The following is a 23,260-nucleotide window of genomic DNA, read 5'->3' as shown; positions in this document are numbered from 1 at the left end:
GTATCAAACATACATGATAAAAAGGAAGAAAAGCAAATTGTAATATAACATCACATTACGTTATAATATAATTATATTCAAAAGAAAGTATTTAGGAAAGAGGAGGAAAAAGATGAAGCTAAATACTCATAGCTCTACGCCTTTATATATGCAGTTAAAACAGGCTATTACAGAAGATATTAATAAAGGAGTTTATACTCCGGGTGAAAAACTTCCAATTGAAACGGATTTGTGCGATATATACGGAGTAAGTCGGATTACGGTAAGAAAAGCCGTATTAGATTTAGTAGAAGAAGGCCTTCTGATACGTCAGCAAGGAAAAGGAACTTTTGTTCAATATCCAAAAGCTAAGAGAGAGCTGTTTGCCGTTAATGGACATACAGAGTATATGTCGGAATTAGGGAAAGTACCGCAGACTAAAATTTTGTCTTTTGGTATAAAACCTGTAAAAGCTCATGTGGCAAAGATGTTATCCATCCCTCCAGAAAGTGAAATCCTTGAACTGCAGCGCATCCTGTATTATGACGACCAGCCTCTTACCTTAGAAATTTCTCACTACTCCTTAGAATTGTTACCACACTTAGATCAGCACGTCCATAATTCAGTTTCAATGTACGATACTATAAAAAACAAGTACAATATTGCTCCGGTTCATAATAAAAAATTATTGAACATGGTATTTGCAAATGTGGATGAAGCAAAACATTTAGAATGTGAAGTCGGAGAGCCGCTGTTTAAAGTGGAAAAAGTGGCGTATGATGCACAAAAAAGACCGATTCATTCATCTTTTCTACACTATCCTGCGAATCGCGTTACGTTCACTATAGACAGTTCTAATTCTTAATAAAATAGCGCCTTGCTTCAAAAGCAAAGGCGCTATTTTATTCATTTTAAAACCATCGCACAGTCTGTATGATATTCTTTTCCATATCCAAAAGCTCCGTAATTTTGACAAGTTTGTGATGCCACTAATGCTCCATTATGGAGAGCTTTTGCTATGTTTTTTTCTAGTAGATAAGAAGAAAGAAAACCGGCGATGAAAGAATCTCCAGCACCCAATGTATCGACCACTTTTGTAGAGATTATAGGCTGTTTAAATAATTGGTTTTCGACTGATAATAAAGCTCCATCTTCTCCTCTTGTCACGCATACGACACTGGTTCCTAACAGGTGTACTCGCTTTATTAAATCCATACACTCTTCTTCTGGCAGGCTGCTTCCTGAGAAAAATGCATAGCTGATATATGGACATACTTGCTGTAAATATTCCTCATCGTATCTTGTAGAAAAATCAAAGGAAATATCAATGATTTTATGTAGCAACGGAAGGTCAGATTCTAAATGACTAAAAACGCTCGTATGAAGAAGATCGTGCTGGCGGATATAGGTTAAATCCGATTCATTCAGCATTAGTTTTAATCTAGATTGAACGCCCCCTTTATTTGATCCTACAAAAATTCGATCACCTTGTTCATCAAGTGTTACAACCGCCATTCCATTCTCTCCTACAGCTCTTCTTACTCTGCTAATCTCCATCTTTTCTTGCTGCAGAGTATTTACTACATGTTCTGCCGATTCGTCATTCCCCACGATTCCCATATAGGAAGACTGATTATGACTCAATCTATTACAAAATACGGCCACATTTAGCGCGTTGCCGCCTGGATAGATCTTTCCTTGATCTTTATAGTAATCTACTACATTATCCCCTACTCCAATTAGTTTCATCTGCTTGTCCTCCTATTATTTAACACTTCCGTTAGCAATGCCACGGATAAAATATTTTTGCATAAACAAAAACAACATAACAATCGGTGCTGCTGAAATGGTCAGTCCAGCTAGTAATACCCCCCAATCTGTTTGCAAAGCGTCTCTAAATTGCATTAATCCTGCTGGGATTGTACGCAAACTGTCATCGTCGATAAAGATAATGGCAAACATAAATTCATTCCATGTGTAGTAAGCTGTCAAAATTGTCGTTGTTAATAAAATGGGCGTGCTCATTGGAATGAAAATTCGAAATAAAATCCCCAAGCTTGTACATCCATCTAACCGAGCCGCTTCCTCCAGTTCTTTTGGAATCGAAAGAAAATAAGCTCGAATTAACAAGATGGTTAAAGGAATTCGATAAGCAACATAAGGCAGAATCAGTGCCAAGTGTGTATTATAGATTCCAAGTTTTTGAATAATGCTATACAAAGGAATTAAACTTACCTGAGGAGAAAGCATAAGCCCTCCGAGACATATAATGAGGACAAAAGCTTTTCCTTGAAACTCAAAGCGTGATAGTCCATAAGCTCCTAATGCACTGACCAGGACCGTCAAAAAACAAGACGCGCCCGTGACGATCACACTGTTTAAAAAGTAAGAAGATATTCCACTTTTCCACGCTGTCACGTAATTTTCAATTAGCCAAGTATGCGGCATAGACCAGCTGTGAGTAAAGATTTCATCCGTGCTTTTAAAAGAACTTATAATCATCCAAAGCAAAGGATACGCAATGACGATAAAATAGACGATCAATCCGACATATACTATCGTTACACCTGTGTACCTCTTCTTTTTTCTTTCTCTAGTGGCTGTATTGACAACATTAGGTAAGGTGACATTTGTTTTAGGCATCTGCATCAAGCGTCTTCCTTTCCTGTTTTAAATGCTTTCATTTGAACAAGAGAAATCAGCAGTGTAATAATTAAAATGACAGTAGCAATTGAGGAAGCGTAGCCCATCATATCTTTCGAAAAGGCTGTTTTGTATAAATACGTACTTAGTACTTCAGATGATGTACCCGGTCCGCCTCCTGTTAAAATATAAGGTTCATTAAATACTGTAAAAGCACCAGTAAGCGTTAAAATAACAGCAACAAATGTCATTTCTTTTGTTTGCGGTACAGTAATATGAAAGAACATTTTAAATTTATTAGCGCCGTCTATTTCAGCTGCTTCATACAATTCAGGTGAGATTTTTTGTATCGCTACAATATACAGCATGGCGATATAGCCGATAGATTGCCACTGAGATACAGCAATAACTGCATAAATAGCCGTATTACTATCTCCTAGCCAAGGTTTTGCCAATGAGTCTAATCCGATCATTTTGAGCATTTGATTTAAAAGCCCTACTTCAGGATTGTAAAAAAAAGTAAACAACAAGGCAATAACGGTCATCGAAACGACTACTGGTAAAAAATAAACCGTTCGAAAAAAAGGAGAAAACCTTCGAATAAGTTTATCTTCTAAAACGGCAGCCACAATTAGACCGCCACCCACTTGAAAAATAATTGAAATGACCGCATAAAGAATATTATTTTTGAGTGCCTGATAAAAGACAGGGTCTTTAAATAAGTGCACATAATTATCTATTCCTACAAAAACTTTGTCTGGTGAAAATGTGCTCCACTCATAAAGACTATCCCAAATATTCTGAAAAATAGGGATGTACACGAGTAGTAAAAAAGCAAAAGCAGGAAGAAGATATAAATAAGGGGTTAGCTTATTGCGTTTTAACATCGCTTTTTCACTTCCTTACTTTTTAGATTCAGCACGAACACTCGCTGCAGCTTTTTGCACATCTTTCATTACTTCTTTAGGTGTTTTATCACCATTTAGCATCAGCTGAGCCCCTGTTAAATAAGCATCTGCAATTCGAGCATCGATTGCCATATCAAACCATGGAGCCATCTCTTTGGCTTGTAAAATATTATCTACTGCTTCTAATTGCTCCGGTGTTGAATTAATGCTGTTCGCTGTATCATTTACTGCACTGTATTTCCCTACTTCTTTTACTAGCTTTTCACCCATTTGTTTTGATGTTAAAAATTCAAGAAATTCCATCGCTTCTTTTGGATGCTTGGTTTTAGAAGAAATCATAAACCCTTCAGGTGATCCAGTTAAATTAGTAGCATTTCCTTTTCCATCCTCCACTTTAGGAAAATTAAACATGCCAATCTTAAATTTCGTTGGACCGAAAAGCTTAATTTCAGCAGTTTCAGCATAAAACATAGCTGCTTTTCCATTTGAAAATTGTTGTCTTGCATATTCATGATCAATCGAGTTTGTATTTTTATTAAAGTAAGGAACTAATTCTTCTAATTTTTCTAGAGCTTTTACATAGCCTTTATCCGTGAATGTCCCAGTTTTTGAATTATAGTCTTTTGAAAGAACGTCGGGCTTTACCATGCGCTGATTTAAGGTTCCTACGTAGTGAGAAATGGTCCACGTATCCTGGCTTCCAAATTCTAAAGCTGTATAATGCTTCTTTTTTAACACGCTTAAAATATTTAGTAGCTCGTTCCAGTTTGTAGGCGCTTTTAATCCTAATTTATCGAAGATATCTTTGTTGTAAAAAAACATTTTCCCGTCCATTGTGACAGGAACACCGTAAATTTTCTTATTAACGGTATATGGTTTAATTTGAGATTGAACAAGCTTGGAAGACCACGCTGAATCCTTCTTATAATAAGAGGTTAAATCTAAGGCTTTGTTTCCTCTGACAAATTGTCTAGCAAACTCATCGCTCCAAGAAAAGTACACATCAGGAGGGGTATTAGTGCCTGTCATAACTTTAATTTTGTCTTTATATGAATCGTTTAAGACGGCTTCTGTTTTAATATCAATATCAGGGTGCTGTTTTTCAAATTCTTTTACAACTTCTTCAAAGTAGCTTTTTTCAGGTTCTTTTGGCCATCTGTGAAAGAATGTTAATGTTGTCTTTCCTGTGTCTGAGTCTGAAGACGTTTGTTTTCCAGCACACCCCCCGAGCATTAAAGAACAACTTAAAAGTGAGGCTAAGATTAAATTTGTCTTTTTCATATAGAAACCCCCTTATTGTAAGTGCTTTCATATATAAGTTATACTATAATGTTTTATAACATTATAGTATAACTCGTAAGGAAAATATACAGATTTCTATCTTTATTAGGAGATTATTAATATTCTACTTTCCACATGTAGCGTCTTTTACTTAAAGGGTGATTGCGTGCTTCGGCTAATTCTTCGGCATACTGACGCAGTACACGATTTAATACAAGAGGAGCGATATACCCTTGCACATCTTTATCAATTCCTTCGAAGTCATATGCTTTTGCATCTAGAACAGTTAATTTCTTTCCATATCGTTTAGAGAATGATAAGGCGCGTTCTTCTAAAGGTCTTGTTTCATCTAGTCCAGCTAGGATGATAAACGGTACGTTTTCATCAATAATTTCGAATGGACCGTGGAAATACTCTCCAGCGTGAATAGCGTGAGAATGAATCCATTGCATTTCCATCAAGATACAGATGCTGAATGAATAGGCTGCTCCATAGTTCGAACCGCTGGCCATTGTATAAATAACCGGTTCAGACTTATGTGATTCAGCAAATTTTCTTGCGTTGCTCGCTTCGTATTCTAGAGCTTTTTCATAAACAGACTGTAGATTTTCTAAGCTAGTAACTAACTTTGCAAATTTATCATTTTTTTCTGCTACGTATAAGAGACCAAATACAAGCTGATATAAAACGCCTAAGTTTGTTTCAAAAGCATCGATGTCATTGCCCCACTCATACTTAATAAAAATATCTGCGCTGTGTGCTAAAGGTGAAGTAGGTTCATTTGTTAAGGCTACAGCATAAGCGCCTTTGCTTTTAGCGAACTTAGCTGCTTCTGTAGTCTCAGGAGTTGTTCCTGACATGGAACATAGAATAACTAAGGAGTCTTTTCCTAGCTGCTGCGGATTGCGGTGGATAAATTCGTTCGAGCTATACAAATCGGATGTAATATGTTGAGCTTCTCGATCTAGTACATACTTAGCTGGATACATGATCGCAGAAGATCCTCCACATGCGACGAAAAACACATTACGAATTTGCTTGCTTTTTAATTCGTTTAATACGGCTTGCACATCACTTTTTACATTCACTACTGTTCTGCTCATTTTCCCCACTCCTTAAATAAAATATGATATACAACATTATGTAATGTTATATATTGTTATATTAAACTGTTAACATTAACTAGTCAATACATTTATCAGAATATTTAACTTTTTTATCTATATTTGTAGAAATGCGCTCTTCTGTTTTTCCATCAAAAAAATGAACGTAGGTTAAATTCAACGAAAAAACGCCTTTGTCCCTTGCTTCAAACTCACATAAAAGAGGCACTCGAGCCACAAACGTTTGCTTTTCTAAACTAGCATATAAAATTGTTTCAGCACCTAGTACCTCTATCATATCTAGTGTCGTAGTGAAGCAAAACTCATCGTTCAACTCTCTCTTACTATCCTCTTTATGATATATAATGTGTTCAGGACGCGCACCCATTATGACTTCTTTCTCATTATGACCTTGAGAATGTAAAGCGTGTAGTAGAAAATCAGGAAGCTGTATTTTAGTTTCTCCCATTATAAAATAAGTGCCTTGGAGATATCCCCGAAAAAAATTCATTGCGGGTGATCCAATAAAACTGCCTACAAATACATTCCTAGGATGTTTGTAAATATCTTGAGGAGTTCCGATTTGTTGAATAATCCCGTCTTTCATAACCACTAGGCGAGTAGCCATTGTCATAGCTTCCACTTGATCATGCGTCACATATATTGTTGTTGTTTGCAGCCTTTGATGCAGTTTAATAATCTCAGCACGCATCTGTACTCGCAGCTTCGCATCCAAATTAGATAATGGTTCATCCATTAAGAAAATTTTTGCTTCCCGAACAATAGCACGACCTAAAGCAACTCGCTGACGCTGCCCTCCGGATAAAGCTTTTGGCTTTCTATCTAAATATGTTTCTAGACCTAATGTTTTGGCTGCTTCATTTACCCGTCTATCAATTTCGTCTTTCTTTATTTTTTTTAATTTCAAACCAAATGCCATATTTTCTCGAACAGTCATATGAGGGTAAAGAGCATAATTTTGAAAGACCATAGCAATGTCACGATCTTTTGGAGCTACTTCGTTCATATGATCTCCATCAATGTAAAAATCACCTTTTGAAATCGTTTCTAGACCTGCAATCATTCGCAGCGTAGTAGATTTACCACAGCCTGAAGGTCCAACAAATACAACAAACTCTTTCTCTCCAATCTGAAGGTTAAAATCATTTACGGCGATATTTTTTTTATCATATATTTTATATACTTTATCTAAATGTAACATTGTCATCTCACCTCAGCTCCTTATATTTAAAGTTTGAGATACATGATTGCAAGTTACGCGTCTCTTTTTCCTTAATCCTTAATTCTTTCCTCCTTTTTATTTAAATTGTTAACTTGAGACATTAAAGTAACTTAATGACTATACTAATCGAATCTAGTTAGACAGAAAATAAATATGTAAAGGTTGCTAACACAAAACATACAAGCAACTGTTCACCTTCAAAAAAATAAAAACCTTCTCTAAAATTAAGAAGGTTTCACATCATAATCTGCATAGAGACTGCCTTATTTCTGAAGATTTTATTACATATCTTCTTTGCCTTGACAGCTTGGACACTCATAAACATGCACAAAATAAAGTCCAATATGGTGGAATCGTTTCCCTAAGCAATCTGGACATGTTCCTGCTTCGCGCATTTGTTCCCGTCGTTTGTCTCGCTGATTAGCTAAGAAATTTACAAATTTCATAAAAAAACCTCCCTCATGTTTTTGACTATAGGTTTTCCTGATGAGAGGTCTTTTATTCGACTGGGCGTGTTTATGGCCACTCCTGAACATTGTTTTTTTGTAGCACAAAAAAGGATAGAAAGAGCAGCCCGATGACGCTCTTTCTATCCTTCAGTTTTATCCTATATACTGTGTCAATAGTACTCTTCCTAAGACATACCTAATTTTCGACCTAGCGTATACAAGTTATTCTTCTACTTTGTACTTTTCTTTTTTTCGAAGAAACGGCCACCAGTTTCCTTCTCCAAGCGTTACGACAATCGCTGGCATAAGAAGCGGAAGAATAACAAGACCATAAAGTAAAAGACCAATAATAACAACCGTTGCTACATGAACAAGTGTTAATACACCCGATGGGATCATAGCCCCAAACGTTCCAGCTAAGATAATAGCAGCAGTAATAATAACCGATCCCATCTTACTCATAGACGTAACCATTCCTTCTGCGACGCCGCTTTTTACTTCTTCGTTAAAACGGTCTAACAAGAAAATAGAATAGTCAATTCCAAGAGCAACTAAAATAACAAAACTAAAAAATGGCACGGCCCAGCTGATTCCATCATTACCCATTATATCCACGAATAGAAGCTCTGAGATTCCCATTGCTGTATAATAGGTAAGCAGCAGTGAAGCAATCATGTATACAGGCATGATCATTGAACGGAATAAAATGGTCAGCACAATAAACAGCCCAATCATCATAATAACCATTGTGCGTGAAAGATCGGTTGTAGATAAATCTTTTAAATCCGCATTTGAGCTCGATACCCCTCCGTACACAATTTCTGTATGCTCAAACGGCGTATCAACGACTTCGCTTGCCACCGCTTTTTCAATATTTTTTACGGTTGAAATGGCTTCTTCAGAATATGGATTTTGATCGAGCACTACACTGAGCTTAACTCCTTTTCCATCTGCAAAAGAATAGTTATCGATGGATTGTTTAAACCCTTTATCTTTCATCACTTCTGCTGGAAGGTAAATACCAGTATCTCTAACTGTTGAGCTGTCACTCATGTTATCAAGCATATCTGTTGCTTTTGTTAAGCCATCTGAGATCTTCGTCAGTCCGTCATTCGCACTTTTAACTCCTTTTGCTAACTGATTGATACTGTCTGATAACGTTCCAACTTGACCTTGCTGAGCTGAAAGATTCTCATTTGCTTGTTGGAGACCGGTTTGAATGGTAGTAAGCTGTTTACTGATTGCAACAAGCTGCGGAACCGCTTGCTGCACAGTTCCTGTTGTAGAGAGCTGAGCGCTGACAAGCTGCAGCTGTTGATTAATTTGAGCTAATCCGTCTACAGCAGGTGCAAGTGACCCTCCAGATTTCTCTTTAGAAGCAGAACCCGTTTGGTCAGCTATTTGATTTAGCCCTTTTTCAACATCACTTAATCCTTTTTCTACATCTCCGATTCCTTTAACAGCATCTTTGATTCCGTCTGATACGGAGCCTAGCTGTGAATTAACGTATAAATCATCAATCTTTTCTCCGGTAGGCTGTGTGATAGTCATAACAGAATCTACGTGATCCACTTTTTCAATTGCTTTGCTTATATTTCCTAAATAAGGAATAACATCTGCCTTTGTTAACTCTTTATCTCCTTTAATAATAACATTGACAGGAAACGCTTTTCCTTCTCCGAGTGCATCACTGATAGCGTTTAGTCCTTTTATAGATTTATAATCTCTGCTTATTTCAGCAGTAGAATCAAACGATACTTTTGAGTCGTACGTTACAATAAAAGGCACGGTAATAATCGCTGTAATGACTAAAAACACGAACGGTCGCGCCACTGCCTTTTTCCCTAAAAAGCCCCACAGCTTATTATCGCTATGAGAAGCCACTTTTTTAGACGGCCAAAATAATTTTTCTCCAAGCGTAACCATAAAAAGTGGAAGCAGAGTAAATAAAATGACTAGCAGTACACCTACCCCCACTGCTACTCCGACAGCCGACTGGAAAATGGCAAACTTGGCAAATCCAATGGCTGCAAACCCAATAAATACAGCAATTCCACTGATAAATAACGTTCTTCCTGCTGTACGATAAGCCGTGATCGTGGCCTCTACTTTATCATGTCCATTTGCCAATTCTTCACGGAAACGATTAAGTAAAAGGATGCAGTAATCCGTACCAATTCCAAATAAAATAGCTACTAAGAACGTTTGCGTGAACGTTGAGATTGGAAAATCGACATTTTTAACTAAAATCCCTAGTAACGATTGACTGATTAAGTATGTGATTCCCACAATTAAAATAGGAATAAACGGCGTCACGACTGAACGGAAAACGAGTAAAAGCAAACCTAAAATCAAAAAGATAGTAATAAACTCAGTTTTCTTTAACCCTTCTTCTGAACTATGTGCAAAATCCTGATTAATAAGAGATGCACCCGTTACATATGCCGTAGTGTCTTTTGGCACGCTATCATAAATCTGATTTGCTATTTTTTCAACTTTTTCATCCGATCCACTGACAGTAACCGGAACTAAAACGGTTTTTTTGTCTTTAGACATTAATTGATTACGAACATCTTGATCATCTGTTAAAGGCGTTGTGACATCTTTTACACCTTTAATTTTCTCTGTCTTATCAATGATTTTCTGTATTTGTTTCTCACTATCTTTATCTAATGCGTTATCTAACTTGATAACCATGCTGATGGTATTACTGTCTTCTCCAGCATTTTTTAGAATTTGGCTGGCTCTGGATGAAACGGCATCGTCGGGAAGCTGAGACTGTCCTTTTTCACTTGCGAGCTTTGTTAAATTTGGTGACGTTAGCATCAATATAACTGTTAAAGCCAAAATAAAGGCAGCAATCACCCACTTAAATTTTACGATAAATTTCATTCTTTGCTTTCCCCTTTTGTAGTTAACTTTTCTTTTGCCATTGTAAGAATTTCGATAAATGTATCTATTTTTTCTTCTTCTACATCATCAAATAAATTTTCAATGATACTAAAACACGCGGCATTTCCGTCATTTATTACTTTTTCTCCTTCAGCCGTAATCTTAATAAGCTTAGAACGTTTATCGCTCTCTAGTTCATTAGTGTCCCACTCCACAAGCCCTTTTTCGAGCAGCTTTTTGATTCGATTCGAAATAGCACTTTTATGAACACCTTGCAAGACAGCAAGACTGCCAGGTGAAGATGGACCTTTAATCATTAAACTATTTAACAAATCAAACTGCTGCCTAGAGACATGTTCAAAGAGGTTATGGCTGAGCTCTCTATGAATTACTTCTGTTCCTACAAACAGCACTTCTTCAAAAAGTTCTACAGCTTGATATAACTTGCTTTTTGTCACTTCTTTCCCTCCTTTGCTCATTTAGTTTATAGGTATAAACTATTCGACTTTAAAAATAGTTTATAGGACTAAACTTTATTCTGTCAATAAATTTATGTCTGACTGTCTTCATATATGATAAAGATAAATAGAAATCTCGAAAGATACCGCTTACATCAGCTTTTTTGGTTGTCAAAGCCCCCTCACTTAAGTATTATTAGTAATTGACTTCTTTTCAAGGAGATATAAATTTTATACACAGAAAGGGTGATCACACATGAATACAATGCATGCTAATGAGCAGGTCAGTAAGAAAGATTCCTTTCCAATTGCTCTCATCTCATTGACTCTTGGAGCTTTTGCTATTGGAATGACGGAATTTGTTATTATGGGGATACTGCCTAACGTTGCGGAAGACCTTCATGTTAGCATTTCGACTGCTGGACAGCTAATTACAAGCTATGCTTTAGGAGTAGCAATCGGCGCGCCAATTTTAACCATTTTTACTCATCGACTTCCTCAAAAGCTTCTGCTTTGTTTACTTATGCTTTTATTTATTCTCGGAAATGCAATTGCTATTATTGCACCCAGCTATGGAATTTTAATGGGAGCTCGTTTAGTTACGGCATTATGTCACGGTACTTTCTTTGGAGTAGGCGCTGTTATTGCTTCACGGCTCGTACAACCTCATAAACGTGCAAGTGCTGTCGCAACGATGATGGCAGGTTTAACCATTGCAAATATCATTGGCGTTCCTGTGGGAACATTCATTGGCCAACACTTAGGCTGGAGAGCTTCGTTTGGGGCTATTACGATCATGGGGATTATTGCATTTATCGGTATTATTCTGTTTATCCCAAAGCTTGGTCAAGACAAATTAACGGGTCTAAAACAGCAGTTTGCTGCTTTTACTCAACCAAAACTTCTTGTGATGCTTCTTTTAAGCGCGATAGGATGCGGCAGTTTATTTACTGTATTTACGTACATTACACCGCTTCTTGAAGACGTTACAGGAGTAAGTGAACATAGTGTTACGTGGATACTTGTATTATATGGATGCGGCGTTACGCTCGGAAATGTTGTTGGAGGGAAGCTAGCAGACTGGAAGTTAATGCCTTCGGTTGTAGGTATATTTGCTTTTCTTTGTATTGTGCTGACTATTTTTACGTTTACCGTTAAAAGCCCAACAGCAGCTATTATCACGCTGTTTTTCTGGGGAGCAGCAGCCTTTGCTGTAATGCCTGGTATTCAAGTGAAAATTATGAACTTAGCACAGGAAGCACCTGCTTTAGCTTCTACTTCGAATCACTCATTTGCTAACTTAGGAAATGCTTTTGGCGCCTTTTTCGGAGGCGTAATTATTAACCATATGGGACTTACTTCACTTCCTTGGGTTGGCGCCATTTTTGTAGGAACGGCTTTTGTTATTAGCACTTGTCTTTTTATTGTGGAAACACGCAAAAAACATAGTGAACAATCGTCCTGACTGTCTAACAACTGAACAAAAAGCAAAAAAAGAGCCTTTCTTGGATGAAAGGCTCTTTTTTTGCTAGCTCGCTTTTTTCATTTCTTTACTTGTTAATCGACTGTGTTTACGAGAATAACCTATATACACAAATATACCAAGCACAATCCATATGCTAAAATACAGCCATGTTGTTTTAGGAAGATTAATCATTAAAAATAAACAAGATAATACAGATAAAATTGGTAAAATCGGGACAAACGGCATTGTAAATCCGCGTTTTAAAGTTGGATGCGTTTTACGTAAGATGATAATGCTGACGCCCACCATGCCGAAAGTTAAAAGAGCACCGATATTTGCTAAATTCGCAAGTTCTTTTAGATCAATAAACCCTGAAATTAACGCTCCGATAATCCCTACTAGCCAAGTGGAAAGAGTCGGAACTCCTGTTTTCTCATTTGTTTTAGCAAATGCTTTTGGCAGCAAGCCGTCACGGCTCATTGAGAATAAAATGCGTGTTGCTGCATAAATGTAGGCGAAAATAACAGCCATGATTCCAATGACAGCTCCTACAGCAATAATTCCTGCCACTGCATTTTGTCCTACTGAATGAAGAACATAGGCCATTGCTTCTGGAACGTTCAGTTCCTTATAAGAAACAACCCCTGTCATAACAAGGCATACTGCTACATAAATAATCGTGCAGATCACGAGTGAACTAATAATTCCAATGGGCAAATTACGCTGCGGATTCTTTACTTCTTCTGCTGATGTAGATAAGGCATCAAAACCTAAGAAAGCAAAAAATACGGCCGCACCCCCTTTCACAACACCTTCAATTCCATAAGGCATAAAAGGTGTCCAATTAGACGGTTTTACATAAAAAGCTCCTACAATAATAAAAAGAAGGATAATAAACAATTTAACAAGCACCATAAAGTTGTTCACTTTTTTACTTTCTTTTGTTCCTCTTGAAAGCAGCCATGTAATAAGAAGCGTAATACAAATAGCAGGAAGGTTTACTAGACCTCCATTTGCAGGGATTGTAATCAATTCTTTTGGCAGTGAAAAACCAAATCCTTCTAAAAAGTTGTTAAAATAAGAAGACCAGCCGTTTGCTACTGCTGACATTGTTAACAAGTAGACCGAAAGCAACGTCCAGCCCATTAAGTGTGCTACCACTTCGCCGATGGTTGCATATGTATAGGTGTAAACGCTACCAGATACAGGTATAGTTGAAGCAAATTCTGCATAGCACAGCGCTGCAAAACCGCATACAATAGAAGCCAATATAAAAGAAAAAATAACGGCTGGTCCAGCATCGTTAGCAGCTACTAAGCCTGTTAATACCAAAACCCCCGTTCCGATTACGGCTCCAATACCAAGAAGAGTCAAATCGAATGCTCCTAATGTTTTGACTAGAGATTTGTTTTGACTTTGTTCTAATAATTGCTCGATTGACTTCTTTTTAAATAGTTTTCCCATTGCACTCTCTCCTCTCTGTTGCCACTCATCCATTAAAACTTGAAAATAACTTCTTTTCCCATTGGGCTGCGCGTTTTCACTTCAGATACAGAAGTAATTATATAGAAATATTTACTAACTTGTCTATTAGTATACTAATATCATTATATATATTTCAAGAGTTTTTGTAAGCGATTTCTTAGTATTGCTCTGTTTTGGATTTATAAACTAAATAAAGAGATTATCATTGTGCGTACGTATAATAAGTTTGAATAAAAATAATATTCTAAAAAATTATTTTATATATTTTTAGATATTTTTTTACTAACTATCTTCAGATATAAATTCCTGACATAGAGATTATTTACAGAACGATGAATGTTTTATCTTACCGGGTGTTATAATGATGAAAACTGAAGTGTATGAAGGGCGGAGAAAGATGATTAACTTACTTATTGGCTGTATTTTACTAGCATTAGGAGTATACTTTATGTTTAAATTTCTTTTTTACTCTCCTTCTAAAAAGAAGCGAGAGCAGCAAAACATGAACAAACCATCAGGTGAGGCTTCAGCTTCATCCCGTACAAACGATTCGAATGGAATAAGATAAATTTTTTTATAAAATACCGGCGTTTGTCTAAGGCAAAAGTTATACTGCTGATATATATTATCTTATACCCTTCTAGTTCAATATTCCCTTCATTTTGGTGTGAGACAAAATGAAGGGAATCACTATCCGACTTAAAAAATCGGATTTTTCTATTTAGTAAGGTAAATAGCTTCAATACACTCTGTTTGAATTCTTTTCTTTATTCAAGTGTACAGCTGCCTCTTCCACACTTACTGTTCCTATATTTTTCTTCCCGTGCTTTCGCATAGCAAGCGATTCATTTTCCACTTCTTTATCTCCTATCACAGCCATATAAGGAACTTTTAGCATTTCTGCTTCTCGAATTTTCAGCCCTATTTTTTCAATGCGATCATCTACTTCAACACGATACCCTTTTAACTCCAGCTCGTGTTTCACTTTATATGCATATTCCACGTGCGGCGGTGCAATAGGCAAAAGCTTAAATTGAACAGGAGCCAGCCAAAGAGGAAATTGACCTTCGTAATGTTCAATCAAGATGGCCATAAATCGTTCAACGGAACCGTATATAGCGCGGTGAATCATTACGGGACGATGCGGTTTATTGTCTTCTCCAATATACATACAGTCAAACTTCTCCGGCATTAAGAAATCAAGCTGAACTGTTCCGCACTGCCAGCTGCGACCTAAGGAATCTAAAATATGAAAATCGATTTTCGGCCCATAAAAAGCTCCGTCTCCTTCATTTACCTGATAGTCTAAGCCTTTTTCACTTAACACAGATTGAAGCGCCTTTTCTGCTTGGTTCCATGTTTCAATATCTCCCATGAATTTTTCAGGTCGTGTGGATAGCTCCACTTTGTAATCGAAGCCAAAATGTGAGTAAAAGTCATGGATAAACGCTAGAATGCGGCTAATTTCAGCTTGGATCTGACTGAGCTTTACGAATAAATGAGCGTCGTCCTGTGTGAATGAACGGACTCTTAGCAAGCCGTTTAAAGACCCAGAAAGCTCGTGACGATGAACTAATCCAAGCTCTGCGTATCGAATCGGAAGTTCTCGGTAGCTTCTTCGCTTGCTGTTAAACAATAAAATGGCTCCCGGACAATTCATCGGTTTAATCGCATAGTTTTGTTTGTCAACATTTGAAAAATACATATTCTCATGATAGTGCTCCCAGTGCCCTGATTGTTCCCAGAGCTCCTGTTTCATCATGATGGGTGTTTTTATTTCTTGATAGCCTGCTTTATAATGCTTTTGTTTCCAGTAATTTTCTAACTCATTTCGAACAATCATTCCGTTAGGTAAGAAAAACGGCATACCAGGAGCTTCTTCCATTGACATAAACAGCTCCAGTTCTTGACCTAACTTTTGATGATTTCGCTTTTCTGCTTCCATTTGTTTTGACATGTTCATTCCTCCAATATGTTTTTATTCAACAAAAAAACCGCATTCATCCCTAGTAAAGGGACGAATGCGGCCGTGGTACCACCCTAATTCCGTAAAATACTTATACGTATTTTACGCTTAAAAAGATAACGGTTTTACCGGGTGCGGTTTCAGTGTATACACATTCCCCGCCGCAGCTCCAAGGTGGTAAATTCATTTCGTTTTCTAAGGGTTCTCAGCCAGTGACCCTACTCTCTGTAAAGAAAATTCAAAAATGATTCATGTCCTTTTCATTGCTTGTATATTCTTTTTTCTACAAAAAAACCGCACTCATCCCTAGTGAAGGGACGAATGCGGCCGTGGTACCACCCTAATTCCGTAAAATACCCATACGTATTTTACGCTTAAAAAGATAACGGTTTTACCGATTGCAGTTTCAGTTATGCACGTTCCCTGCAATAGCTCTAAGGTGGTAAATTAGATGATTTCTTAAGGGCTCTCAGCCAGTGGCCCTATTCTCTGCGAAGAAAACAGCATCTAATTCGTGTCCTTTTCATTGCCAAATACTGTTTATTAGTTGTTAAAAGCGATTATAGTGTATAAATTTAACAAAAGTCAAGAAGTAATTTTTATTTTTCAAATGGTATAGAATTACTTTATGCTTGAATTTTTGAAAAGTTACTTAAGAATACACGGACTGAAAAAGTTTTTTATTATACTATTAACGACTACATTCCATTCTTATTTTTACCTCTATTTTCACAGCAATAAAGGCGAAAAAGAAAGATGCTATAAGTCCTTATTTGTTTTATCTAAGCAGAATTAATGAAGTGAAACCAATACTACCCCAAACCAGAACAAGTAACCTAACACAAGTATCATCAAGTTTTTAATTTATATACTAAAATATTAAATACACCTTTTTCTGCTCACACAAATATTTAACTTGAATCCATAGAAACTATTTTTTATCTATCTTTAGACAAAAGCTCATCATGCATGCTTCCACTTTGCGGAAAAATCCGTTTTTTCCTAACTTGTTCTTTAAGAATAACATCAAGCTGCCGCTGAATTTTCCTTGTTTCATTTGTCGAAAAATACGGGTGAGCCAGATTTACTGTTTCTAACGGATCCTTGGTCAAATTGTACATTTCAATTTGATCAGGAACACGGGTTGTTTTAAGGGTAGTAAAACTTACAGGGTAATCTTCATATTGCTCTCCGTGAATGAATTCATCTTTTTCGTCAGCTGCTGACCAAAATTGCGGATTATCATGATAGCGAGCGTATTTCCAAATTTCCTTTCCTGCCGCTGACGAAAACTCGACAATGACCGCTTGAATGTGATTAGGCTGAACAACTGACGGGTAGCTTTCTCCTAAAAAATTTGTTTGGTGAAGTCCTTTTGTCGGGTCATCATCCGTCATGAAGAAAATCGGTGTTTGGTCTTGCTCAAGAGACGATTCTCCTCGAAGTATACCTGACAGGTCTCGCCCAACAAATGGATGTACTTCCGTATGACTTTTTTGTAATTGCTTTTGAACAGCGGAAGCATCGATATTAGCTAAACTAAGCATTGTCGGGATCAAGTCAACGTGACTAGTCATCAGGTCTGTACATTGATAATTGGTAAACAAACATTTGTTGTGAATGAGAAGCGGAACGTGAATAGATTCTTCATACATGTTGTACCATTTTTGATGTAGTCCCCCGTGAGCTCCGAGCAAATCACCGTGATCAGACGTAAAAATAATAATTGTATTTTCATAGAACGAAGATTGTTCCATGGTCCGAAGAATTTTTAAAATTTGTGTATCAACATTTTTTTGCAGCTGATAATACAAGCGCCGGTAGAAGCTAGAATTTGGTGTTGGCTGCAGCGCTTTTGGATAGATGTATTTATAGCTGCTTTGAGCACTAGGCTTTGTTTGTAAAGATTCTCTAATGGTAGGCGGCGGATCGATGTTCGGAATCGTCTCATCAATAGAAAACTGAAACATAGGAAGGTGTTTGGTAATCGCTCCAAACAGCGCAATGTCATGCGGGTTCACAAACGAAGCTACCATGAGCCAAGGCTGCTCAGTCGCTTGATATTCTAATCGTTGAATAAGCTCTATGATTTCCTCTGCATATATTTCGTCTCGTCCGCTCACTCCAACGGCCGCAGATGAACCAGAATTGTGCGGGTTTCTCCCTTCCGGTTCTGGACCAATCCACCCTGAAAAACCAAACTTTTCAAGCTTATTAGCGCGTTGATAGAGGCATTCTTTTTCCGGATCCGGTATTCCTGTTTGCATCTGGTAGCTGGAAAAAACATTATGTGTTCCTGGAATTAAGATGTTCTCATCGGAAATGTGCCATTTTCCTTTATAAAAGGTTTGATACCCAGCCTGCTTAAAATAATCTCCCATCGTCGGGACGGTATTAGGCTGCAGCCAAAACATATCAGGATCTTGTGACTTCTTTGCGATACCTTGCGTTTGCGTAACTCCGTGCAAGGAAGGATACTGCCCTGTAAACAATGTAGCTCGACTTGGTGAACAAGCTGTAGAGCCGACGTAGTGACGGGTAAATTCCATTCCATGCTGTTTTAAAAATTCATGTGCTTTTAAATGTTTTTTTCGCCACTTTTTTAGTTCTTTACTTTCATATAAGGGTGGAAACCGCTCCTCGTCCACGATAATCAACAAAAAATTAGGCTGTTTCTGCATGTTTACTCCTCCGCATGTTTATCAAATTTTCTGTATTGATAAACTATGTAAAAAGCACTTTTTTTAGAAGAACGGAGTACGGTTCATATCTTTTTATACCCAAACAAAAAAAGACTTGGAGGATTTCTCTAAGTCTTTCATAACTCGTTTCAATACGATATTCCTTATTTCTTGTAAGCTTTTAGCTGCTGATTTCGTTTATAGGTGCCAATGATACTAGGTATACCTACAATTATACTTATCATAAAACTCCACATCATGTAGCGCCAATCCCCTGTAAAAAGCGCTACTCCCATAAAAAAAACGAGCTGACCAGCAAGAGCTAACCATGAAGCTATCCAAGCAAACATCATATTCTCTTTCACGTTATCACCTCATATTTTTAATTACAAATAACTTTTTATATTTTACCATAAAATTCTAATTTTAAAGGTTGTTCTACTGTTTATTTTATGTACATAACTAAAAAAGCTAATAGCAGCGCGCAGCTAGCCATTAGCTTTTTTATTATTTTGCAAATACATGATTTCCTATTTTAATTGTTTCTTGTTTTTGGCGCAGCCATTGATCTCCCGTTTTATCAGGATTAAAGAAGAATAATGAACCTTTTCCTTGACCTTGGAAGTTAATTGCTTCTTCTACAGCCTTTTTTGAATCTTTGTCTGCAGGTTTATTAATTTGACCGTTGCTGACCGGACTGTACTGACCTTTTTGATAAATAACGCCTTTTACAGTGTCCGGGAATTTGCTGCTGTCGACTCTATTTAATACAACTGTTGCCACGGCTACTTTACCTGCATAAGGCTCTCCTTTGGCTTCGGCTGATACGAGACGAGCTAATAATTCTTTATCATTTTTATTTACTTGAACGTGCTGTTCATGAGCGGGCGCTGCAGCAAATGCTGAGTAACCTGCACCAAAACTTGGGATAAGCATCGCTATAGCGATTACTAGTTTCTTTATCATAAAAATAAAAAGCCTCCTTGCTATTTCTTGACGTGGTTCATATGCTAGCAGAAATATAGGAGTCTTTCATTGCAAAAAATTATCCAATTCCAAAAGAAATTGGATGTTATTGTCTTCTTTAAACAATCTTTAGCTTATAAAGAATCCTTTATGATTACGTATGAGTTGCACTTCTAAATCTTAAAGAAATTCTATTTTTTCTGTTTAAAATATAAAGTTTGAACTGTATATTTCCTTAACTACTGAAGAAAGAATATCAATTCCTTTCTTTAACTCCTCATCTGTAGCAGTAAGACTTATACGAATGCACTCCCGGTTGTGAGAAGAAGATTGGCTGCCGTGAAAGAATGAGCCGCCTGGTACTACAATCAAGTTTTCTGCTTTTAATCTATTGTATAGATCGCTATCACTGAAAGGCAAACCTTCTAACCAAAGCCAGCCAAATAACGAACCTTCCGCTTTGTGCAAATACCAAGGAATATTATCCGGCATACGTGTAGTTAAAAGATTTTTTAAATAGTCATGTTTTTGTTTATAATGAGTTCTTATATAGTCAGCTGAAATTCCGGCTAACTGCCCGCCCTTTAAGGTGCTAGCCACCATTCGCTGACCTAACCTAGAAGAGTGAATCAAAATATTTGATTGAAATGCTTCCATTACTTTTATGAACTCACTTTTTCCTATAGCAATTCCTATTCTCTCTCCAGGCAATCCGGCTTTAGAAAGACTCATGCAGTGAATGATATTATCCTGTATGATTGGATCCATTTCAATAAAATTAATAGCAGGAAAAGGCGGTGCGTAAGCTGAATCAATTAGCAATGGAATGTGATAGTCCTTGCAAACTTGGGATATAAGCTGTACGGCTTCTTCGGAAAGGATGTTGCCGCTTGGGTTATTAGGTCTTGATAATACAACAGCTCCGATGTCTGGGTCCTGAGCTATTTTATCTTTAAATGCTTGTTTGTTAAATTCATAGCGAAACGTATGACGATCAAGCTTTGAAAGGATAGGAGGAATTCCTTCTATTACACCTTCCTCGAGCGCGACTCCACTATACCCAGCGTAATCTGGCAGCATAGGTATTAATGCTTTTTTTACTCTTCCTTCTTTACTTGTACCGCAAAACGAATTTAAAGCTAAAAAAAAGAGATTTTGACTTCCCGACGTGATCAAGACTTGTTCTCTGTCCAGTTTAATACGATAATTCGTAAAGAAGTATTCTCTTATGCAATCAATTAATTCATGCGTACCGTAACTAGAACCATATTGGCTAATCAAATTTTTTAATTGTTTGTCGTTCACAATATCTCTTAAAGCTTCTTCCCACATTTCATAAACTTGAGGGAGGATGGCGGGGTTGCCAGCGCTTAAATTCATATATTGATTGAGATTGGAATTGAGCACTTCTTGGATGTCATGCATAATAGCGCGAACGCCTACTTTATTAGTCATTTTGTTTCCTATTTTACTTAAATGCAAAGCAGTCACTAGTGCACCTTCTCCTTAAAGATTATGGTCATTGAATAGTAAGTATGGAACTTCAATCTTTTTATTTTGCTGATTAATAAAGTAATTGTCCGGGATAATAAATTTATCATCGTTCTCACTAGGTAATAAGTATTTTCGAACATAATGTTCAGCTTCTTCTTTATAGTCAAGGTCACTTTGAATCGTTTCAAGTTCTTCAATTTCTTTTACTAAAAGATCCAGTTCTTTTAAGCATATGTCTAAATCTAAGTAAGCATGGTCTCCTTTTCGGGATATTGAACGCCCGTTTGCAACTAGCCAGCTAAAAAGAAAAAAACCTGTTCCAGAATCAAAGTTTCGAGGTGCATTATGCTGACTAGGGTATCTTAAAAGTCGTTCAAAGAGAACAAATTCCGTTATCTCTTCCCAAAAAGGATATTTTCTTTTATGAAGAGTCAGCACCGTCTGGCAATCTACTTTAACCTCTTCTAGTATGCCTGCAAAAAAATTCATTTTCGCCTGTATATGTTGGTCAAAAGGTTTGTTTCCGCAGTGATGGTAATAATCATGCAAATATCCCCATATTACCCTTGCCTGATAAGTGTCTTCTCTATTCATAGTATGAGATTTAAAGTTGAAATCAGGAAAGATAGAAGACGCTCTTTTTAATGTATCCTCATTGTATATGCTGTGAAATTTATTAAAGAAAAATATCGCGAAGTTTTGACTTGTTACCTTTTCTTTTGTTTTTACATTCTCAGGGAAAAACACAATACACTTCCCTTCCATAAATCCTTGAGTACCAGCCAACAGCTTTAAAGATTCACATCCATTTTTAGGATGAGGAAGGTCTGCTTCGATGGATTTCATGATTTCAGGTTCATCGCGAACAGCGATAAAGGCTTCTAAATAAAATCCTCTTTTTGTAGGGCCATTAGGCGTTACAATCGGTCCTAAAAAGAACGTCGCCTCCCCGTTTGCAGGCGGGCTATAAGCAATTAACGTTTGATCAAAATAAGGAGCTTGATCGAGTCCTCTTTTAATCCAATCACATACGTCATTTTTTAATGCATTCCACACTTCAGGTAAATTTAAAGAGTTATATATTGTTTCAGTTTCAGCAACTACTTTTAATAAGAGCTCTCTAGCTTTTTCGTAATTTCTTTTGACCTCTCCATTTGGGCCCTGATATTTTCTTATCTCATATAGAGCAGGTACTATTTTATCGTTTAATAACTCCACTAAACTTTGAGTATGATTTTTTGTTAACATGATTAAAACACTCCTTTTTTAGAACAGCTACTTAGCAGAAATATTTTTAGATTTAGATGATGTAAGAGTAGAGTTATTTGTGTTGTTCTCTATTTGCTTTTTCAAGTTAATAAATATAACCCCTGCTATTACAAACGCTGTACCTATATAGACCTGTTTGTTTAATGTTTCACCTAAAAAGACAAATCCTACATATAAGGCGATAACCGGTGAAATAAATAAATGCGCTGTTGCTTTTGATATATGCCATTTTTTTAATAAATAAATATTAATAGAAAACCCTACGACCGACCCTATAATGGCCAAGTATAATAATGAGATAAGGCTAATCCCCGAGAAAGTGCGATTTCCATTTTCCACAAATAAACTAACAATCAGTAAACAAGCGCCTCCACTTAACATCGAAAAAGAATTAAAGGTCATAATAGGCAAGGATTTTATGCGAGATTGAACTTGAACAGTTATAAAAGCAGAACCTAGCATAGCCATTAAAATGACGATCATGGCTACTATTTGAATCACATTTCCCTGTATAAACAGCTGATTTCCAAATACAACGCTCATACCAATTAAGCACATGACTACACCTAGCTTTTGTCCTTTTGTAGCTGGTGTTCCTTTGAATAAGCGATTAAATAAAAGAGCAAACACTGAAATGCTGGCAGCTAAAACGGAAACAAGCCCGCTTGGCAAATAGACGGATGCCCAATAAACAGAACCAAACGGTAGAGCAAAATACAAAATTCCGTTTAATGCTGAAATGATTACTACTTCTTTTGAAATGGCCATTTTTTTTGTGAGTAAGAGGTAGAGGGCAATTATTAAACTAGCAATTAAAAACCTCATACCTGCTGACCATAGAGGCAAGCTATCTTTTAATCCAGTCTTTTGAAAAGCCCATGTCGTTCCCCCGATGACAGCTAATAGACAAAACAAAAGATGGACATGAATACGGGTTAATTTAGAAATCACTGTTTCACCTTATTTCTTTTTTTAAGT

Annotated in this window: 20 protein-coding genes and 2 other annotated features; of the genes, 3 read left to right on the top strand and 17 right to left on the bottom strand. The window is 36.8% G+C overall.

All coding sequences use genetic code 11. From position 1 onward, the window contains the following. Nucleotides 1–112: 112 nt before the first annotated feature. Nucleotides 113–844, top strand: coding sequence for a GntR family transcriptional regulator (locus ACFX4E_RS18020; RefSeq protein ID WP_028408486.1), 732 nt, complete (start codon nucleotides 113–115; stop codon nucleotides 842–844). 41 nt (nucleotides 845–885) lie between these two features. On the opposite strand, the gene ACFX4E_RS18015 is transcribed toward ACFX4E_RS18020, so the two are convergent. From ACFX4E_RS18015 to ACFX4E_RS17975, 9 genes are all read right to left on the bottom strand, one after another. After that, nucleotides 886–1,728, bottom strand: coding sequence for a fructoselysine 6-kinase (locus ACFX4E_RS18015; RefSeq protein ID WP_098249696.1), 843 nt, complete (start codon nucleotides 1,726–1,728; stop codon nucleotides 886–888). A 15-nt stretch (nucleotides 1,729–1,743) separates the two neighbouring features. Beyond that, nucleotides 1,744–2,628 carry a carbohydrate ABC transporter permease gene (locus tag ACFX4E_RS18010; protein ID WP_098249697.1) on the bottom strand — a complete coding sequence of 295 codons (885 nt, stop codon included), beginning with the start codon at nucleotides 2,626–2,628 and terminating at the stop codon, nucleotides 1,744–1,746. After that, the gene (locus ACFX4E_RS18005) at nucleotides 2,628–3,509 is read right to left on the bottom strand and encodes a carbohydrate ABC transporter permease (protein ID WP_043982525.1); all 882 of its coding nucleotides are present in this window, start codon (nucleotides 3,507–3,509) and stop codon (nucleotides 2,628–2,630) included. The genes ACFX4E_RS18010 and ACFX4E_RS18005 overlap by 1 nt, the downstream gene beginning before the upstream one ends. A gap of 15 nt (nucleotides 3,510–3,524) precedes the next feature. Then, nucleotides 3,525–4,811: an ABC transporter substrate-binding protein gene (locus ACFX4E_RS18000; RefSeq protein WP_098333165.1), complete on the bottom strand. Its 1,287-nt coding sequence runs from the start codon at nucleotides 4,809–4,811 to the stop codon at nucleotides 3,525–3,527. A gap of 116 nt (nucleotides 4,812–4,927) precedes the next feature. Then, on the bottom strand, nucleotides 4,928–5,914 hold the full coding sequence (locus ACFX4E_RS17995; protein ID WP_060745608.1) for an SIS domain-containing protein: 987 nt from the start codon (nucleotides 5,912–5,914) through the stop codon (nucleotides 4,928–4,930). Nucleotides 5,915–5,993: 79 nt separating this feature from the next. Continuing rightward, the gene (locus ACFX4E_RS17990; protein ID WP_377237932.1) at nucleotides 5,994–7,142 is read right to left on the bottom strand and encodes an ABC transporter ATP-binding protein; all 1,149 of its coding nucleotides are present in this window, start codon (nucleotides 7,140–7,142) and stop codon (nucleotides 5,994–5,996) included. A 296-nt stretch (nucleotides 7,143–7,438) separates the two neighbouring features. Then, on the bottom strand, nucleotides 7,439–7,603 hold the full coding sequence (locus tag ACFX4E_RS17985) for a hypothetical protein (RefSeq protein ID WP_016764155.1): 165 nt from the start codon (nucleotides 7,601–7,603) through the stop codon (nucleotides 7,439–7,441). A gap of 225 nt (nucleotides 7,604–7,828) precedes the next feature. Then, nucleotides 7,829–10,498 carry an MMPL family transporter gene (locus ACFX4E_RS17980; RefSeq protein ID WP_377237933.1) on the bottom strand — a complete coding sequence of 890 codons (2,670 nt, stop codon included), beginning with the start codon at nucleotides 10,496–10,498 and terminating at the stop codon, nucleotides 7,829–7,831. Beyond that, nucleotides 10,495–10,956 carry a MarR family winged helix-turn-helix transcriptional regulator gene (locus tag ACFX4E_RS17975; protein ID WP_028408494.1) on the bottom strand — a complete coding sequence of 154 codons (462 nt, stop codon included), beginning with the start codon at nucleotides 10,954–10,956 and terminating at the stop codon, nucleotides 10,495–10,497. The genes ACFX4E_RS17980 and ACFX4E_RS17975 overlap by 4 nt, the downstream gene beginning before the upstream one ends. A gap of 256 nt (nucleotides 10,957–11,212) precedes the next feature. Here ACFX4E_RS17975 and ACFX4E_RS17970 point away from each other — a divergent pair, with 256 nt between their 5' ends. Next, the gene (locus ACFX4E_RS17970; protein WP_013057095.1) at nucleotides 11,213–12,421 is read left to right on the top strand and encodes an MFS transporter; all 1,209 of its coding nucleotides are present in this window, start codon (nucleotides 11,213–11,215) and stop codon (nucleotides 12,419–12,421) included. Nucleotides 12,422–12,484: 63 nt separating this feature from the next. Here the strand turns inward: ACFX4E_RS17970 and ACFX4E_RS17965 are convergent, their stop codons facing one another. Further along, on the bottom strand, nucleotides 12,485–13,885 hold the full coding sequence (locus tag ACFX4E_RS17965) for an amino acid permease (RefSeq protein ID WP_377237934.1): 1,401 nt from the start codon (nucleotides 13,883–13,885) through the stop codon (nucleotides 12,485–12,487). Nucleotides 13,886–14,270: 385 nt separating this feature from the next. Between ACFX4E_RS17965 and ACFX4E_RS17960 the strand changes: the two genes are divergently transcribed. Then, nucleotides 14,271–14,474, top strand: a complete 204-nt coding sequence (locus ACFX4E_RS17960; protein ID WP_235593568.1) for a hypothetical protein — start codon at nucleotides 14,271–14,273, stop codon at nucleotides 14,472–14,474. Nucleotides 14,475–14,645: 171 nt separating this feature from the next. On the opposite strand, the gene thrS is transcribed toward ACFX4E_RS17960, so the two are convergent. From thrS to ACFX4E_RS17925, 7 genes are all read right to left on the bottom strand, one after another. Continuing rightward, on the bottom strand, nucleotides 14,646–15,863 hold the full coding sequence (gene thrS / locus ACFX4E_RS17955; protein WP_060745612.1) for a threonine--tRNA ligase: 1,218 nt from the start codon (nucleotides 15,861–15,863) through the stop codon (nucleotides 14,646–14,648). 53 nt (nucleotides 15,864–15,916) lie between these two features. Beyond that, nucleotides 15,917–16,145 (bottom strand) — a binding site (T-box leader). 37 nt (nucleotides 16,146–16,182) lie between these two features. Beyond that, nucleotides 16,183–16,408: a binding site (T-box leader), on the bottom strand. A gap of 402 nt (nucleotides 16,409–16,810) precedes the next feature. Beyond that, a complete protein-coding gene (locus ACFX4E_RS17950; protein WP_377237935.1) occupies nucleotides 16,811–18,553 on the bottom strand; it encodes a sulfatase family protein in 1,743 nt (580 codons plus the stop codon). A 164-nt stretch (nucleotides 18,554–18,717) separates the two neighbouring features. Beyond that, entirely contained in the window at nucleotides 18,718–18,918 is a 201-nt protein-coding gene (locus tag ACFX4E_RS17945; RefSeq protein WP_050688889.1) for a hypothetical protein, read from the bottom strand. Between the two features lie 142 nt (nucleotides 18,919–19,060). Next, on the bottom strand, nucleotides 19,061–19,519 hold the full coding sequence (locus ACFX4E_RS17940; RefSeq protein WP_025751889.1) for a cell wall hydrolase: 459 nt from the start codon (nucleotides 19,517–19,519) through the stop codon (nucleotides 19,061–19,063). A 204-nt stretch (nucleotides 19,520–19,723) separates the two neighbouring features. Continuing rightward, the gene (locus ACFX4E_RS17935) at nucleotides 19,724–21,010 is read right to left on the bottom strand and encodes a valine--pyruvate transaminase (RefSeq protein ID WP_377237936.1); all 1,287 of its coding nucleotides are present in this window, start codon (nucleotides 21,008–21,010) and stop codon (nucleotides 19,724–19,726) included. A gap of 15 nt (nucleotides 21,011–21,025) precedes the next feature. Continuing rightward, on the bottom strand, nucleotides 21,026–22,261 hold the full coding sequence (locus ACFX4E_RS17930) for a DUF6421 family protein (RefSeq protein ID WP_377237937.1): 1,236 nt from the start codon (nucleotides 22,259–22,261) through the stop codon (nucleotides 21,026–21,028). Nucleotides 22,262–22,288: 27 nt separating this feature from the next. Continuing rightward, the gene (locus tag ACFX4E_RS17925) at nucleotides 22,289–23,233 is read right to left on the bottom strand and encodes a DMT family transporter (RefSeq protein WP_216141728.1); all 945 of its coding nucleotides are present in this window, start codon (nucleotides 23,231–23,233) and stop codon (nucleotides 22,289–22,291) included. Nucleotides 23,234–23,260: the final 27 nt, after the last annotated feature.

The sequence above is a fragment of the Priestia sp. YIM B13491 genome, from assembly GCF_042787605.1.
Lineage (GTDB): Bacteria > Bacillota > Bacilli > Bacillales > Bacillaceae_H > Priestia > Priestia megaterium_E.
Note: the sequence above shows the minus strand (reverse complement) of the source record. Positions and strands in the feature narration are given on the sequence as shown.

Coding starts and splice junctions, on each gene's coding strand:
- ACFX4E_RS17995 (WP_060745608.1), bottom strand. CDS start 5,914: ATGAGCAGAACAGTAGTGAATGTAAAAAGTGATGTGCAAGCCGTATTA.
- ACFX4E_RS18005 (WP_043982525.1), bottom strand. CDS start 3,509: ATGTTAAAACGCAATAAGCTAACCCCTTATTTATATCTTCTTCCTGCT.
- ACFX4E_RS17940 (WP_025751889.1), bottom strand. CDS start 19,519: ATGATAAAGAAACTAGTAATCGCTATAGCGATGCTTATCCCAAGTTTT.
- ACFX4E_RS18020 (WP_028408486.1), top strand. CDS start 113: ATGAAGCTAAATACTCATAGCTCTACGCCTTTATATATGCAGTTAAAA.
- ACFX4E_RS17970 (WP_013057095.1), top strand. CDS start 11,213: ATGAATACAATGCATGCTAATGAGCAGGTCAGTAAGAAAGATTCCTTT.
- thrS (WP_060745612.1), bottom strand. CDS start 15,863: ATGTCAAAACAAATGGAAGCAGAAAAGCGAAATCATCAAAAGTTAGGT.
- ACFX4E_RS17980 (WP_377237933.1), bottom strand. CDS start 10,498: ATGAAATTTATCGTAAAATTTAAGTGGGTGATTGCTGCCTTTATTTTG.
- ACFX4E_RS18015 (WP_098249696.1), bottom strand. CDS start 1,728: ATGAAACTAATTGGAGTAGGGGATAATGTAGTAGATTACTATAAAGAT.
- ACFX4E_RS17985 (WP_016764155.1), bottom strand. CDS start 7,603: ATGAAATTTGTAAATTTCTTAGCTAATCAGCGAGACAAACGACGGGAA.
- ACFX4E_RS17930 (WP_377237937.1), bottom strand. CDS start 22,261: ATGTTAACAAAAAATCATACTCAAAGTTTAGTGGAGTTATTAAACGAT.
- ACFX4E_RS17960 (WP_235593568.1), top strand. CDS start 14,271: ATGAAAACTGAAGTGTATGAAGGGCGGAGAAAGATGATTAACTTACTT.
- ACFX4E_RS17950 (WP_377237935.1), bottom strand. CDS start 18,553: ATGCAGAAACAGCCTAATTTTTTGTTGATTATCGTGGACGAGGAGCGG.
- ACFX4E_RS17965 (WP_377237934.1), bottom strand. CDS start 13,885: ATGGGAAAACTATTTAAAAAGAAGTCAATCGAGCAATTATTAGAACAA.
- ACFX4E_RS18010 (WP_098249697.1), bottom strand. CDS start 2,628: ATGCAGATGCCTAAAACAAATGTCACCTTACCTAATGTTGTCAATACA.
- ACFX4E_RS17990 (WP_377237932.1), bottom strand. CDS start 7,142: ATGACAATGTTACATTTAGATAAAGTATATAAAATATATGATAAAAAA.
- ACFX4E_RS18000 (WP_098333165.1), bottom strand. CDS start 4,811: ATGAAAAAGACAAATTTAATCTTAGCCTCACTTTTAAGTTGTTCTTTA.